Here is a 17,224-nt window from a genome sequence, read left to right as displayed (position 1 = left end):
CTAGTCCTTTTCATACAAAAAAGCCCGGTCACCCGGGCTTTTCAATCCAATATTGTCGTGTGTGTTAACTGCGTCTTCTTGCGATGACACCCACCAGCCCCAGTCCCATCAACATCAAAGCCGTTTGTGCGGGTTCAGGCACGACGGCAACATAAGCCAGACTGCCAGCACCGGAAAAGCCCAGGGCGGTGTCATAAGCCAGGTAGGCATCGGAGCTATCCGCAAAGCCCGCTACAAAAGTAAAACCAATCAGTGGATTGTTGCTATCCACTGACCATTCAAGACCGGTAAACAAACCATCTTGAAACACAGCGTTTGCCGCACTCAGCGCAGGTGTTGACAAGCCGAACTGGTCACCACCAAAGTTAAACTGCAAACTGCTCAAGCTGATCAGCTCGGTGCCAGTGTCCAGCAAACTGGCATCATCAAAGCTGAATTGGCCTTGATAGCTGGTTCCATTGTAGTGACCGGAGTCGATTTGACCAGAAAACTGCCAAGCTTGTATGGCTGCCTGTGCCGGAAGGACAGTTGCCAGCAATGCCACCAAAGTGACGTGTTTGATCCATGATTTCATTTTAATACTCCTCTATAACATCAATTAAAGTGCAAAGTCTCTGGCTGGGGCCACTTGTCTGGCGGTCAAGCCTTTAAGCGTCAGCAATGGTTTGGCCGCTGACGGGCCGCTGCTGCCATCCGTATCTACCAGCAACTGCACACCACCCGTCACGTCTTGCAGTCGCAAGTAACCATGCGCAATTGCCACATTGGATGACACACCCAGTGAAGCCAGCAAACCGCTTAGCTGCAGTTTGTCTGCATAGGGTGTAAAGTCGGTAATGGTGTCACCCGCTTCGCGCATGCTGTTATACACAAACACATCGTTACCTGCATTGCCTGTCAGGATGTCTACACCCAAGCCGCCATTGATCACATCATCGCCTGCGGTGCCCACCAGCGTATCGCGGGCAGCCGACCCGTTGCGCGTCACGCCCGGTGTGCTGTTGGCAATCGCCAGGTCAATCAGGCGTCCGCCAAGGTCATACTGATTTTCAAGGCCATACATATTGGCAGTCACTTCATCGCCATCGGCATTGTTCAAACGACCCAATCCACCTTCTGATTTTGGTGTTTGAATAAAATTGGCCAGGGCCTCCTGGTAGGTGATGGTGAACGGGTCATTTTCAAACTGCACGCCGTTCGCCGGGAACGGATAGCCGTCACCGCCAGCTGCTGTAAAATCAATGGTTGTGAAAGAGAATGTGCGGCTGTTATTGACCACCACGCCATTGTCGATCAGCACAGTACCGTCATCCAGCACAACGCGGCGGACACGGTTGCCAGTGCCAACAGGTGCCGGGTCTGTCGCCGTGGTACTGGCGCGTGGCGTTTGACGCGTATCGTAGACCACCTGCATGCCAGACACTTGCGCAAAGCGGCCATTGTTACCGCCGGTGGCGTTTGCATTGATCACGGAATGCTCCAGAATGTCTTTCAACTGGCTGGCATTCATTTCGGGCGCACGCTTGACCAGATTAGTGAATGGCAGAATATTGAAAGTATCACCCACTGACACATTGCCTGCCGCAGCAATACTGGTGCGGATACCGCCTCCGTTTTGAATCGCCACGTCAGATTTGCCTGCAAAACGCATGGCATCGGCCACCAGGTTACCCAGGCCGGTTTCAGCATTTCTCACCCCTGCCACAAAAGTACAAGGGGCCGGCGTGCATGAGGTATGGGTCGGGCCATTGAGTTTGACTGCGGTTGTGCCAATGATTTGTGCGTTCAGGGCAGTGATATAGTTAAGTACCGGTGTCACCACTTGTGCCTGAATGGTGGCGTCACCAGTCACGCGGTCTGCATCGGCGCTGGCACCGGACACGCGCATCATTTTGGTTGATTCAATCCCGGTAAACGTACCCTGAGCATCATCAATACTGAAGTTGACCTGACCGACATAGCGGTTACCAAAATGGCTGGTCAACACAGGCACGGTTTTGCCCAGTGCATCGGTAGCATTAACTGGATGTGAGGCATAGGTAGCAGCTACACCACCATTAATTAAAGCGTCATCGACATCCACCATCAGTTCGTGACCACCACCAGACAAGACCAGATCGACGCCCTGCAACGCGGGCACCACCACATTTATTTCATTCACCGAATTTTGCAGATGACTCATCAGAATGACAGTTTTCACGCCTTCCTCAGTACGCAAACGGTTCACTTCTGCCTGAATCAGGGGAATCAAGGCCTGCAAGTTTTGTGCTTCAGTGTTAAACGGATCGTAAGCAAACAGATTGACCGCACCTGGCGATGAAATATTGGGCAACAAAGGTGTCGTAGCACCGACCAAACCGATTTTGTGACCGGCTTTGGTGGTCACAATTTTGGACGGGGCGACTTTGCCTGCTGATTTCAAACTGGCAAACGCCGTGGTGGCGTCAAAGTTAAGATTCACGGACAGGTAGGTACTGCCAGACACCTCGGCAAAACGGGCGGCAATCTCGGGGCCCAGGTCAAACTCGTGGTTACCCACGACCATGGCGTCAAAGCCAATTTGGCGCAGCGCGATGGCATCGTAAAAATCCTGACCGCCCATGTAGGCGCTGCTCAAGTTATCCAGACTGGCCTTGAAACGCGGACCGGGCAAAAATGCATCCCCCGCATTGAGTTTGAGTACACTGCGTCCGGCGCTGTCGGCAGCCGTTTCGGCATTTTTAATCACGGTCGCCAAACGGTCGATACCGCCATAAAATGAAATCGCCTGACCGCTATTATCGCGCAGGTTACCCTGGGCGGAGAGTAACCAGCTCTCTTGGTCGCCCACATGCAACAGGGTGACCCCTTCAGCCCAGACGCTGCTTGCCGTCAAGGTCAAGGCAACGCACAGGGTGAGTTGTTTCAATTTAAACATGACATTCTCCATCAATTATGGTGCATTTAAGTGGGTGCATTTAGCGGAACTTGCGGCGCAGCACAGAGAGCAAGCCCAGACCTGCCAGCAACATGCCCAGCGACTCAGGTTCAGGGACTGTGCTCACGGCAAATGCGGTGGTATTCGGAATCAGGGCGGCGGAGTTGCTATTGTTGGCGGTATCCACATTCCAGTTATTGACGTTAGCCACCTGCACCTTGTAATCAGCGAAGTTGCTCAAACCACTGCGCACGCCGTTGTACTCGGCATAGTCAGGGTTACTCGAAGCCCCGGCTTTAGAGGTCAACTGCATGGCGTTGACACCTGCGATCAAACCGGTATTGGTCAAGCTGCCATCTGTGGCAAACGTGCCATTGGTAATCGCGGTCAAAAAGGTGGTCGGCGCTGTCGCGCTGCTGCCCAGATAGGCATACACGGTTTCAGTGCTGTTGCTGATGCCCCAGTTACTGCTGCCACTGACAGTGACACGCGACAAGGTGCCAATTGAAGCAGACAGGCTGGCGGTGTCATAAGACGACAGTCTGACCACGCTGCCGGCACTCAGTACGCTGCCGGAAATCCACTGGTTGTAGCTTTCACCGGTATTGAATGCGCTGCCTGTCCACTCGTTATCGCTGAAATAAATCGCCGTATTGGCAGCAATATCGACAAAGGTCACAAATGACAGCCCATCTTCATCGGCGTTAAAGGCAGTAAACATAATGTCGCCTGCATTCAATGCCGCATTGGCTTGGGCGGATAGCAACATCGCCATCAAGATACTCATTTTTTTCATCATCAATCCTCTCGTTAGGGTTTCAAAATACGACTTATTGATTTGTTAAGTGTTATTCCCAACGCACATCTCTGTGTGCGTCCAGTTGACTCATGGCTAATCCTTTCAAGGTGACCAGGGCTCTGGCAGCGGCAGGGCCTGCCCCATCCGCATCAATCTGCAATTGCACGCCACCACTCACACTCACCCAGCGGGCAATCCCCTCGGCAAAAGGCTGGCTGTTCACTACGCCCAGACTTTGCAGCAGCGCAGTGATATCCAGCAGGTCTTGGCCCGGCGTAAAGTCAGTAATGATGTCCATGGCGTCACGCATACTCTGGTAAACAAAGGTGTCACGTCCGGCGCCACCGGTCAGGGTGTCAGCCCCGGCGCCACCGCTGATGACATCGTCACCGGCAGTCCCGGTCAGCGTGTCACGCTGGCTGCTGCCACCGACGGTTTTTACCAGTTGCAGACCGATCAACACCGGGTCATGGTCAGACGAACGGTAAGGTGAATCCTGGTAAAGGTCCTGCGGCTTGAACTCAGTGTTGTAATCAATCACAAAAGGCTCGTCCGCGTTGATGTGCCAGTGCGTAGTACCAGTCAATTGCGACGCCATATTGCTGGTGGCCAGCGCATGGTCGAGATAACCAGACTCACCATCAAACACGTAGGAGTAATCGCTGTCACCGGCGAAGCGTGCAATCTGATCTTGCAAACCACCAGCTGCCAGCGTCAAGACAGGATCCTCCTTGCCATAGGCGTTGAGATCGCCGATGACCATGACATCCTGATCACCCGCCTGTGCTTGTACAGTATTGATGAACTGCAACAGACGGCTGGCCTGGGCGATACGCTGCGGGTTGTAACAGCCCTGACCATCGCCCTGATCAGCATTGGCACCGGCCGAATCAGAACAGCTTTTGGACTTGAAGTGATTGACCAGCACCGAAAACTTCTCGCCGTTAGCCGCCTTGAAGGTTTGCGCCAGAGTCGGGCGATTATTGATGCTGTGGGTATCGGAAAGCGCAGTGCCCGCCAGTGCCAGTTTGGCTGGTTTGTAAATCATGGCCACTTTAATGGCATCCGTGCCAGTGCCACTGGCAGGGTCAGCAACCACGGCATAGGTATTGACGCCGAGTAGTGCGTTCAGGCCATCGACCAGATTTTGTGCAGCCGTTGCACCATTGTTCTGGATCTCCATCAGCCCCACCACGTCGGCATTGATCGCGGTCAAAGCACGAATGATTTTGTTGCGCTGGCGGTTGAACTCGATGAGGTTATTGGCACCACGGCAATTGGAAGCGGAGACGCTGTTGCCCAAGCTGCACCCTTGACCAGTCTGTCCGCTGGCAGTGGCACCATTGGTAAAGGTGGTAAAGTAATTGAGCACATTGAAGCTGGCCACTTTGACGTTGCCGCCCACGCTGGCAGGGACTGCCGACCGCGGATTTTCACGACTAAACTGCACGGGTGTAGTCGGATGCAGTTTGTAATCGCGCGGCCCCGTGCTCGATGCTGTAATCAAGCCATGATCAATGACACCGGTGAGATTTTCCACCACATCGCCAGCACGCAGGGTGTTGTCTTCGCCAATGTAAGGAATCGGATTGGGGTTTTGCACACTGCTGCCATCATCCAGCATCAACCGACGACGGGCATTGTCATCGGCCAGTTGCAACGCTGCGGCAGAGTTGGCGGGATACAGATTCGTCGGCTTAACCATGCGCCCTTCGGCAGACAGGCTGACTTGACCGTAACGCCCCTGAAAATAGTTTTGCGAGGCAGTCATTGGCGTGCTGATACGCACCAGCATGCCCTCGTAAGCTTCGAGGTCGCCCTCGGTCTGTTCCGGCAGGCTGAGCGCTGTCGGCAGGATGACATTGCCCGAACTTAACACTTGCAGGTTGCTGACATTGCTTAACTGGGTCACAGTATTAAACTCGCTGACCAGTGCCTGCAAACGCAGCTGTTGACCAACAGACACTGTCGGCGTCACGCCCGTGCCCAGATACACGAATACGCCATCTGAAGTCAGTGGATTACCGTCCCCACTTGCGTCCTGCATGTAAAAACCGTTGAGGCCAGGAAACACAGCGGTCACTACCCCTTCGGTGGTCACTGTTTGCCCATTGAGCGGGCTGACGGAAGCCGTCCCCAAAGCGCTGCCCTGAATCTGGTAAATACGGGTCAAGGCACTGTTTTGTACCGTGACACTGACACTGCAACGGGCGGTTTGCGCTTCATCGTTGGCAAACTGCACATCGACCATATAATTGCCCGCAGGCAGACTGCCATCCACTTGCAGGCTGACCGTCGCCGCCTTGCCCTCGCCAGCGGCAGCAACCAGCGCTGACAAGCTGACGCCGTCCAGCGGGGCAGACTGTAGCGCGGCTGTATTCACAACACTGTCGGCATCGGTGGCAGTCAGCAACACGCCACCGGCCTCCCCCACCTGCAACACCAGTGCAGGACAGCTGGTGACAATCGGCTGGTTGCCTGTAGAGCCCCCGCCTGATGCATCGCATACGTTTAACACACTGTTACGGTTGCGAGGCGCAGGCGTGCCCGTGACGAAGTCATTACCGTTATGATTACTGTCATCGCAACCATTGTTTTTTCTGAACAAGGCGCTGCTGCTGTTGAGTGCAGGCGCTGCAGCCGACTCAAAGTAATTGGCAGTGCCATAACCGACCAGATCCACGATCTGTGCCTGTTGTGTGGGAGTACATGGGCTTGAGCCGCCGTTACATGCCAAGCCGGTACTTTGATTGAGCAATATCACCTTGCCATTGCTACCACTCATGTTGGGACCAGTGCTCCCGGCATCCACTGCGGGCAGCGCGCTGCCGCTGCCACCCGTTGCCAGGCCGACCAGATAATATTGTCCCGGCTGCAACATACCGAACAGGGTAGTCACCCCGTTGCCTGCAAAGTTGCCGGTGCCAGTGGCACTGGCATATTGCACAGACCAGCCGCTGATATCGACAGCGACATTTCCGGCATTAAATAACTCGACATAATCCTGGTTGAGCACGCTACCATTACCGCCAAAAATCTGGCTGATGACCACGCCAGCCTGAACCGGTAAAGCAATCTGTGACAAGCCCAGCAATGCCAGCGCCCACTGCAATTTTTTTAATTTCATTCAAAACTCCACAAGGTTAACCACCAAACAATCAACCTGAATAATTTATCAACAATCCGCAGCCCGCTTATTAAGTTTGCAGCGGATACACTGGGTAATTAGGACTAGGCAAGCATGGGGATTGAGTGCACTTTTGCGACAGGAACTATGATTGCAACATAGTCAGGAAGGGGGCTACAAAGCACAACGCCCGCAAATGCGGGCGTTGTGGCGATGAGAATAAAACGTGGTAATAAACCTAATCTTCAAGCCGGATAGTTTTCACCGTCACAATCGCAGGCAGCTCTTTTGGCGCTACATTTTGATTGTTCATCTGGTTGGCAAGGTTATCAGTCATATTATTGCTCACACCAGCGGCGGTGCTGGTGGCACTCAGGGCGGCACCAGCCAGACTACCAGTGTCAGCGACGGGGACGCCAGAGGAAGCACCAGCAGCAGTAATATTGGTGGCGTTGTTGATCACCTGCGCGCCGATAAACAAGTCAGCACCTGAAGAAACTCCGGCCTCACCTGCATCCAGTGCGCCGCGTGGTGCCGCCAGATAAACCGTCCCTGCCTTAGGCGCCGTCTGTGAACCATTAGGACCATCCGGGTCATAGGTTTCTGTGGCCAAGCCACTGCCTGAGGCGACGCCTTTCACTTCAACAACCACATTGCCCTGATTATCAATATTGATAATCCGCTCAGGGATGGATACCGCTGTTTTGGAACCACGTCCGGCATCAATATCGCCGTTGTTTACCCAGGCAATTAAATCCCCACCGTACAAACTTTTCACTTTTGACTGGTTAACTTCAAAGCCTTTGTCGGCGTAAACATTAATGTAACCACCACGCTCAGTAATAATCCCTATCCCATGCGGCAAGTTTTCCGAATCTGCCGCTACCCCGGCATTGAGCAAGCCACCAGGCAGCAGCAAATTGATATTGCCGTCACGTGCAGTGACGATCTGGCTTTGATACATGGAAATATTACCGCTGTAACTATTTTGTGAAGGGAATAATCCATTAATGACTGCATCACCTCTTTCAGTATTCGCTGTCTGCACATAGTCTTTAATCGCAAAGACCATTTCTTTACTAAACACATCATAAACCAATGGTGCCTGCTTCTCTGTATCCAATGCCAGATACAATTGCATCGCCTCTACAACAGTCAGGGATTTCTGCGTTATTTTTTCCATATAGGTCTGCACAATTGCATTGACCTTGCTTCGATAATCGTTCAATGCCGAGGCATCTTGCAAACTCAACGGCCCGCGACCCTGCGGATCAATATACAAACTGATAAATCCTGCGATATCCGCTCCTTTCTCACCTACACCGGCAAGTACAGTAATATTGGCACCGTTCGTTGGCAAGTTAGGGTTAACATTATTTGCCCGTGACAATATACCGGCAGAATTACCCAGATTGATATCCCGGCCCGCTTGTACAATCAAATCACCCGGGCCATTGACCTCAATCTTGGCAAGTGGTTGATTGGCTTTCATCACGATATCGTTACCCGCTTTCAAATAACTCACATCATCCTGATTGTTATGCTGAATGGACGCGTTCAAGGTCAGGTTTTTGGCAGCTGAAATATAGGCTGGCATCGATGACTTCAGACCAAATGCGCCGGAACCTGCTGCCTCTGCAGCGAGCGTAGCAGGTGGGTCGCCTGGCAAATTGATATCTCCGGTTTTGGAAATAATCACGACTGAATTTGAAGTGCCCGTATTCACAGAACTTAGCTTGTTGCCGTACTTTAAGTCACCAAACAATTCCAGATTGTCAGCGGGCTTACCACTAAACGGATTTTTAATCGTCAAATTGTTTGTACTATCAGCATTCGATACCAGAATTTGAGCGACAGGTTTATCACGTCCAACCGAAGAGACTGCTCCAACAATATCAGAATTTGCAAGCAAACTCAGGCCACCGTTGGCTGATGGAGCAACAATGATTTTATTCACTGTGATCCCCCCTGCAAACGCAGTGGCGTTCACCAGGCCAGGATGAATGGCAGCCATATCATTTTTGGTCACCGCATCCAGTGAGTTGTCAGCATCATTAAACAAAGTGCCATTATTTAAACTGCCAGGGTCATTTTGACCTATCGTCAAATTCCCCAACAGAGCAGTCACATTAAATGCACTGTTATCTGTATAGGTATTAAAAAATGTCAGATTATTGCCTGTCGTCACCTTGACGTTTTGCATCCACAAGGTGGGGTTATAGACCGTTTCAATCAACGCACTGCCTCTGGCGCGTACATCAGCTTGAGCATCTTGCAAGGCAATTGCAGTGCCGGTATTGCCCGTTTTCTGAATATCTCCGTCTACACGAATATTGATTGAACCGCGACCACTGTAATAGATACCATTGGTCAGACTGCCGCCCGCCTGAATATTCAGATCACCGCCTCCATTGACCACAGAGTTACCAGTGGCACCAGTCCCTGCCGTGTCGTATTGTGCATTTGTTGCTGAAGAGACAGACAAGTTAGAGATATTATTACCAGCACTAATGTTTACATGGCCTCCTGCCAAAGCGGCCACCCCCTGATTAAAGAGATCGGCTCTAATCCACCAACTTGTATCTGCGGTTGTACTGCCCTGTCGAGATAGCCATTCGTTCACAGTCTGCCCGGACAGTACACCAGAGATGTTATTCCCTGCATGCAGCGCAATATCACCGCCGTTATTTACATAGCTACCGTTCACGTTATAGGCATTTCTATCTCGTGAAGACTCAGCAGTGCGCGGTGCCGTGAAACCATCAATATTTGAGACCGTTTTACCCAAAGTGTAAATATTGGCATTTGCTGCAAGTTCAATGTTATTTCCGGCAACTACCGTAATATCACCTTCGCCAGTACGCACCATTTTTCCGTTCGCAAGGCTAAAATTGCCAATTCCTGCAAGCGTAGCACCCTGATTAGCAGCGGTGTAATCAGCACCTGCAATCATATTAAAGTTAAAGGTTTGCGTGTTTGCCTGCAAAATACCGGCTGTTGTTGTCGTGCTAAACCCATCGCTCAACGTGCCGTTCAGCGAGAGATCGCCACTTGACCTTAATGTCAGCGTACCGCCTTTGCCCACCTGTAAATTGCCAAATGCTCGCAGATTCTGATCTGCGTTTGACGTCATGTTTCCTGTGCTTCTAATTTCTATATGTGGTAAAACTCGTGCTGCCAACCCATCTTGCGTATTGGCATAACTCCCCGCATTCGGATTTGCATCGTAGAAGCTATTGGTATCAGTGACCAGGCCCGCAATACTGTTATCAAATGTAGCGCTGGTATAGGTTTTTACCCCTTCTACCCGCACCTCGCTGGCACCTTTAATGGCACCCGTACTATTGAAGGCAACATTTACCGTATTCGCAGTTCCCGTCGTGCCACGCTGACCTCTTAAGGTCACCGAACCATCCGCACCATCAACCCCTACATTATTGTTGGCTGTTTTATCATATCCACTCACGTCAATGATTGCCCCTGCGTCAGCTGAGACAGCATTCGTTGTACTCAAGCTATTGGAGGAAAGCAAGACATCACCGCCAGAACCGGTCTGCAGATCGCCTGTGGACTGGTTGGTTTGATGGCCGCGCGCAGTAATTTTTGCTGTGTTGGCGAGTTTGACCAGACCATTTGCGTAAATCTCGACATTGCCACCCTTGTTGCCATCAGCGTTAATGGCTCCGGCAATATTGGCATCGCCAGCATCCACTCCCAGTATAAAGGTGTTGGCAGTGACTGTATCACCCGCCTGGACATTGACATCGCCCATTCTGACCCTAATATCACGAGACTGATTGAACTGCCCTGTTTCTAGCGCTTGATTCACGGCACTGAAATTACTAAGTGATTTAACATCGAGCGCGAACTCACCTGCACGCTCGTTTGCGCTAGCACTTCCTTTGAGGGAGCCGTCAGCCACCAGAAACTCACCATTCTTGGCATTGACAGTCAACCGACCCGCCTCGCCTTGCTGGCTACCGCCAGACACATCAATCAAGGCATTTTGCGCAATATCTACATTGCCAGTATTAGAGGTCAGGCTCACATCTCCGGCATCTGTGGTTTTTGCATGCGTTTGATCAAACTGCACCGTGGCCGAGCGTGTGATAATTTTGCCACTGGCACCTAATTTCAAATCACCGTTTGTAGAGGTAGCATTAAATTGACCTGCCAGTAACTCAACCGTATTGTTAATAGTGGTTTGAGCCGCAGTCAGTGACAGTTTGCCACCGATACCCGTTGTTTCAGCCAGTGCACTACCATTTGCACTTGTGACCAGGCTGCCGCTGGCGTTCACCGCATAAGTACTGCCTGTTTCTGCGGTGATTTTTGCAGCACTTAACTGGGTCTGGTTGGCTTTCACTTCTAACTGACCAGTTCCAGCGGTGGTTATGGCTTCTTGTGCATTGATATTAACAGTCTCAAACCCCTGTACATCAAAGCGTTGCTGGTTGCCTTTTACTGACTTGGTGGCACCAAGCACGGTATTTTTGGTATTCAACACCAGATTGGATGTACCTGCGTCAGCAGGCGCATTAAAGACGCTACCATCCTGGGTATTTTTCAAAGTGAGCGTATTTGCCCGAATTTGCACATCACCATCGCCATGATGGGCCAATCCACTGGTATTGAGTGTGAGGCTTAACTGCTCACTGCCGAGGCTCACCGCCCCGTAAATATCAATATTCTGATAGCTATTGAGGTTTAATTTGTTCAGATCACCGAAAGCAAGCAGGGTTTTCTGGTCCAGCCGGGTGCCGTCTACTGCCGGGATATTATCGCCTAACAGGAAGCGATTGGTGCCCAGGGTCAGTGAGCCGCCTTCACCAACGCGTATATCTCCGTTCAATGCCAGCTGCTGACTGGCGTCAAGCACAGCTGAACGGCTTGCCTCGAGGTTGGCTCCAGAACCAATTACCATATTGCCAGAAGCCGTGGTCGCATTATTACGGTCAAACGCAAGATCATTAACTGAGGAGATAGCAAGGAAGGCCCCTGCCCCATCGGTTTGTAACTCATTGACACCAGCGCTATTGCCCGTACGTTCAGTCGTTTTAACAGACGCGCCATCCTCCAGACGAATCTCGTTTTTGGCGGTCACCAGCAACTCTTTCATCACGACACCATGGTCCGCATCGTTTGAGAAGGTGACCTCCGAGGCATTGGTGGTAATGGTCTGTTGATTACCTGTTACCGCTCTACTGCCACCCAACAACACGCTATCTGCTTCAATCTTGCTTAGCTGGTCAGCACTTAGGGTCAGCACACCCGATGTAGGGGCAACTGAGGTAGAAACCACCTCAATCCGATTAGAGGAGATATCGACCAGCGCACCTCTGCCCCCTGTGACCGCCTGACCCGTAATTTTGCCATTCAGCTCCAGCTGATTGAGGGCTTGGATGGAAAGTTGACCCGCATCTTTTGCCAATGTCAGTGAGGTGTTATTGGCCGAAGCCTGTTTGCTATAAAAATCGTTTAAATAGGTCAGCAAGTACTCTGCCGGACCTTTGTAGTCTTTGGTGCCAGCATTGGCAGTAAAGATATTACCGTTATACACACTAAAACTATTAAACTGGCCTCGGCTACTGTCATCCAGGCGGGTAAAGTAACCTGACATCAGTGAGCCACCATCCAATTGTGCCAGCGTAGTGTTGATAGGCGTCTGCGTGCCATTTACTTTCACCAGATAAGCGCCTGGCATCAAGGCATAATGGGCTGGCAACAATGTGTATTTACCAGCAGACAGTCCATTGCCACCCGATAGATAAATGGCCTGACCAAGTGTTACATCTGAATTGCTCTGCATGTTGAAATCATATGGCGCATATTGATTGCCCAGACTAGGCATCACAGCGTAATAACCACTCTGATTCAACACATCAACCGTGCCGCCTATTCCCTGAATCCATTCGTACGCCAACATGTCACCACCACCGGAAATATCAACAGTTGCACCTTCTCGCATATCGACATTTTTACCGTTAAGTAAAATCTTTTTGCCTGAATATGGAAGTGCATCACTTTGCGTACTATCCTTATCTGCCACCAAGCGACTGCCACCAAGCGTGGTCACCAGATAAGGGATCAAGCTGTTTTCGGACGAAACAGACGTCCGGCTATTTTCCCCAAGCACAAGCATCTCTGTAGCGTTAAGATTAATCTCTCCCAGTGGTGCGCGTAACGTCCCTGATTGAATAATATTGTCTGCTGTTAATGTAAGTTTACCTTGTGCAGAAAGCGGAACCTGACTGGAACGGTTACCACTATTTTTAACTTCAATGACGGTATTGCTGCCAGTTGGCTTGATATCAAATTCATGTGCTGTCACCGGATAAATCTGCGCTGCATCCATCACCAACTTTTGTGGGGTGATCAAAGAGCCTGTGGTGCTTGATCGGGTTCTGATGCCGCCCACGCGGATATCACCAGTACTCTTGATTTGCAAGCTATTGATATTGGTGAAAGCAACATTTCCGATCACATCGACAAAGTCGGCATTTAATTGCATTTCACCCGTACCCAGCGTCGGATTGCTGAGTGTCGTTGCATTGCTGTTAGTAATGATCAATGCGGCTGTATTGACTGTCGCTGGCCCGGAAAATGAGGAAGCATCCAAAGTCAGTAATGTAGGCACATTCAAAGTGAGACCGCTCTCAAAAACCACTCCACTGGCAGTGTTTTCTTGCACATTATCGACCCGTAATGTCACATTATCAAAACCACCCTTGTTAATTTGTTGTGCAGAAATCTGTGCCTTACCAACTGCATTCGTAAGAGGCTTCCGCGGGTCGGATACCTCAATCAAGTTTGTTGTCAAAGAGCCAGGCGTGTTGTTGTCCGAGACCTTCTGATACTGCTGTGTAACAGTTAATAAACGTTGTCCAGCAGCATAAAGCAATGGGGTATTGTTATCACCCTCGACACCCACGGCATCTTCGCCACCTAACCTTAAGAGCAGCGTACCAGCCGCCCCACGCCCACTGGCCTGCCCTTGTAAATCGCCATCCAGCGCCATACCATCCCGGCCAGCAAGCCTGATACTGCCAGCATTACCGTCTACCTGCTGACGTGAAAAGCCACTATTAACAGACAAATCAATAGCACCAGAAACGGCAGACACATCCAGTTGACTGCCTTCTTTAAGAATCAGAACACCATTTTCAGCAGAAATAGAAATGTTGCCTGCATCTGCAACCGCCCGGCTACGGAAAGTACCATCTACGGATGGTGGTGCAATGTAAGAACCCTTGGCACTGATAGAGGCATTTTCACCGACAAATAGACTGAGCGTATTGTCAAATTTTGCGTTAGGAATTGTGGCGCTTCCGGGCTGTGATTTAATAGCCAATGTCACATTGGCAGACGGTGCATCAATATCTCCCAGAATGGTCATTTGCCCCAGAGAGCTAATATTAATATTGCCTCTAGCACCAGTCAGCGACGTCGGTGCATCAGTACTTAACAATGCATTTTCATGCAGCGTAAATTGATTACCTGCATTCAGGCTGAGTGAAACTGGTTGTCTTGCAAACGATGGCATCATGACTGTTGAAGTCATAGTGTCCAGCATGGCTCCGCTTTGCATACTGCTTGTCGCGCTTGAGATAAAACGTGTGGCCTGTTCGGGGTGAATCACTGTAGTACTTCCAGATTGGTCCCCTACCACGATTGAACCAAATACATTACTTTGATTATCAATAGCGTATTGTGAAAAACCACCTGACTTAAAGAATGCTTCGGACAACCAAAGCGTATTTGCCGCTTGAGTATTTGTGCCACCAAGCTGTACATCTTTTACACCACTGGTGCCAGTAACGCCTTGCAGGTGCACAGCCAGGTGCCCTCCGCTGGTCTGGGTTCCATTCGCGCCTAAACCGTAGGAAGTAATTGCACCGTCGGCAATTGAGTTTTGCGCCAGGGTGACCTCAACATTGCCCCCTTGCGCAGAGACAATCTGACCATTGCTTTTCACCCAGGCACCAGAGCTTGCATCAATGCGTGCCCCGTCCTTCATAACCAGGCCATCTGTGATGGTGACATTCCCGCCACGGGTAACAACGGGGCTAAGCATAGCGCCCTGTACCCCTGGCAAATCATTGGTGAATAATCCAGCGGTACTGATTTTAACATTGTTGCCTAGTACAACATCTGCTGTACTGCTTGCTGCCAGCTTTATATTACCGCCAGCAGTAGTGATATTTCTTGAAACATTTACGCCGGCTGCCCCATCAATCGTAATATTTCCGGAGGCACTGGCATTGATTGCGCCGTTTACATTAACCTTGGCCGAACTGGCATTGAGCGTGAAGTTGTTAATGCCTTGAGAAAACACGTGGGTGCTTAATTCACTTTGCTGTTTTTGCTCATCACTGAGGCTAGAGTCTCTTGTAAAGGCTTCCGATAGAAGAGCCACCTGGTCAGTAATGTTAAAACTGCCAGAACCGATATAATTGATATTGAGCGAACCGCCTGTAGGCGTGCTCACACCTGCATAGTCACCCCGCTGATATGTACCGATTGTTCGGGTTGCAATCACATCGCCTTGTAAAGCCAATGCCGTAGCTTCAACATTGTACTTACCGGCGTCAGCCCCTGCAGTATAACCGGCCTGGTATTGTCCATTCGCGGCTGAAGTCAATGACCAGGTCTTGGTCACACCCCAACGTGTATTGGTAATGCTGTACTCATCGTTAATCGCGCTGTAAGGAACGCCCGCAACGGCTTCGGAAGCATTGATCCATTTGCCGTTATAAAACAAACGGCTTTCTCTGATGTTACCAGGGGTGTATGTAGTTGTCCCGGACGACAGATCTATGACAGATCCGGCTTTGGTCACCACACTGTCAGCAACCAGTGAAACTGTACCGCCCGTAGTCATGCGCTCGGAAATGGTACGATCTTGTGAAAGCAATGCATCATCAATCACTGACTGGCTGATAATACCAGTCCCTTTTCTGGCATCAAGGTAAAGTTTTTTTCCAAACAGTGCACCGCCTCTCAATATGGGGGAGTCATTTAACTGTTGCGAATACAAGTCGATCACTAATTGATTACGCGACATAGGCGCAGTGGCATCAACCCCTGAGACATCTATCAGTGCTTTATCACCTACGTAAATCGAGGTAGTGCCAGAATTGGTTTTACCTGCTACATTTATTACACCACTGTTGGCGACAACAGCTCCCTCGATAGCAATGTTTTTGCCTGTAATTTCAATATTGGATTTGGTAATACTCTGGGCATTTTTGACTGTTTCGGTATCGTTGACGGCAATACTTACTTCTGTACGACTCCCTTCACCGAGCTTAACATCGCCGTAGATGTCGGTCAGTGGTGACTCGTATTGCGTAATCGACTTGGCCTTTAGATAGATTGATCCATTAGCGCGAATGGTGGTGGTCGCAGAAATGCGGCCTTCCTGATTCACCGCCAGCCCAATCATGCTGGCATTGCCGTTATTGACGAAAATATCGCCCAGATTGGTCGCCGTGCCACCGGAACTGACTTCAACCAGCAGGCCCGCAAATTTATCCAGCGTGCTCAGATAAATAGTTTTACCGGCAGCCAGAATGACTTGTCCGTCTGGCGCATGAATCACACCACTATTTTTCACATCCGGCGCCAGCAGCATCACTCTGCCACCAGTTGTCGTCGTAATCTTGGCGGCTTCTTTGACCACTTTGCCTTGTGCATCGACCTCTTTGCCAGCGACATCAATAATGCCTACAGCATCTGCAAACGAAAATACCGGGGCGGTTTTGTTAGACAAAATGCCCTGATTATAAATATTCTCAATGGTGTTATTAGCAATGTTATCGAGCGTGGTTGCAGTCAGCGAGCCGACGTTGATTTGTGAGCCAGCCCCAAAGTAAATGCCGTTCTGGTTCACAATATACACATGCCCATTTGAATTAAGCATACCTTGAATCAAGGAGGCCGAATCACCCATCACTCGGTTGAGCACACTGGATGCAGTGCTGGGCATATTAAAGTTCACACCGGCATTGGCACCAATATTAAAACTGTCCCAGCGGATGACCGCTTGATTGGTCGTCGTATTGACATCCATGACATTGTTATTGACGTTGATCACACCAGCACCGGAAACAATATTTCCATTGGTAGGCAGTGTATTGGCATCCTGAGCCCATAGGGCGCCCGAGGTCAGCGCAAAGCAACCCGCCATCAACAAAGCGGCTTGGCCCATAGCCAAACGCCAGAGTGGTGTCATGCTGGGATCAGAGGTGGTGGCTTCGAGTACAACAGGCTGCGAAATCGAGACGGATTTTTGATGACTGCGCGCAATTTCGGCAATCGGCACCAGCATGCCTAAACGCTTGCTAAATACCAGTTTAAAACGTAATTTATTCATCATCTC

At 50.5% G+C, this 17,224-nt stretch carries 5 protein-coding genes; all 5 read right to left on the bottom strand.

What is annotated here, in order from left to right; translation table 11 throughout:
- Positions 1 to 64: 64 nt before the first annotated feature.
- On the bottom strand, positions 65 to 574 hold the full coding sequence (locus Q9291_RS10135) for a PEP-CTERM sorting domain-containing protein (RefSeq protein WP_306389931.1): 510 nt from the start codon (positions 572 to 574) through the stop codon (positions 65 to 67).
- A 24-nt stretch (positions 575 to 598) separates the two neighbouring features.
- A complete protein-coding gene (locus Q9291_RS10130) occupies positions 599 to 2,917 on the bottom strand; it encodes a 5'-nucleotidase C-terminal domain-containing protein (RefSeq protein WP_306389930.1) in 2,319 nt (772 codons plus the stop codon).
- 40 nt (positions 2,918 to 2,957) lie between these two features.
- Positions 2,958 to 3,716: a PEP-CTERM sorting domain-containing protein gene (locus Q9291_RS10125; protein ID WP_306389929.1), complete on the bottom strand. Its 759-nt coding sequence runs from the start codon at positions 3,714 to 3,716 to the stop codon at positions 2,958 to 2,960.
- A 49-nt stretch (positions 3,717 to 3,765) separates the two neighbouring features.
- Positions 3,766 to 6,843: an ExeM/NucH family extracellular endonuclease gene (locus tag Q9291_RS10120; protein ID WP_306389928.1), complete on the bottom strand. Its 3,078-nt coding sequence runs from the start codon at positions 6,841 to 6,843 to the stop codon at positions 3,766 to 3,768.
- A gap of 238 nt (positions 6,844 to 7,081) precedes the next feature.
- Positions 7,082 to 17,221 (bottom strand): filamentous hemagglutinin family protein, encoded by a 10,140-nt coding sequence (locus Q9291_RS10115; RefSeq protein ID WP_306389927.1) that lies wholly within the window; start codon positions 17,219 to 17,221, stop codon positions 7,082 to 7,084.
- Positions 17,222 to 17,224: the final 3 nt, after the last annotated feature.

It is taken from the genome of Methylophilus aquaticus (assembly GCF_030769565.1).
GTDB classification, from domain to species: Bacteria; Pseudomonadota; Gammaproteobacteria; order Burkholderiales; family Methylophilaceae; genus Methylophilus; species Methylophilus aquaticus.
The sequence above is the reverse complement of the archived record's forward strand: the minus strand, read 5'-3'. Positions and strand labels throughout refer to the sequence as shown.

Bases quoted from the DNA above. Each gene is read 5' to 3' on its own strand.
- Q9291_RS10130 (WP_306389930.1), bottom strand. From the start codon at position 2,917: ATGTTTAAATTGAAACAACTCACCCTGTGCGTTGCCTTGACCTTGACG.
- Q9291_RS10125 (WP_306389929.1), bottom strand. From the start codon at position 3,716: ATGATGAAAAAAATGAGTATCTTGATGGCGATGTTGCTATCCGCCCAA.
- Q9291_RS10115 (WP_306389927.1), bottom strand. From the start codon at position 17,221: ATGATGAATAAATTACGTTTTAAACTGGTATTTAGCAAGCGTTTAGGC.
- Q9291_RS10120 (WP_306389928.1), bottom strand. From the start codon at position 6,843: ATGAAATTAAAAAAATTGCAGTGGGCGCTGGCATTGCTGGGCTTGTCA.
- Q9291_RS10135 (WP_306389931.1), bottom strand. From the start codon at position 574: ATGAAATCATGGATCAAACACGTCACTTTGGTGGCATTGCTGGCAACT.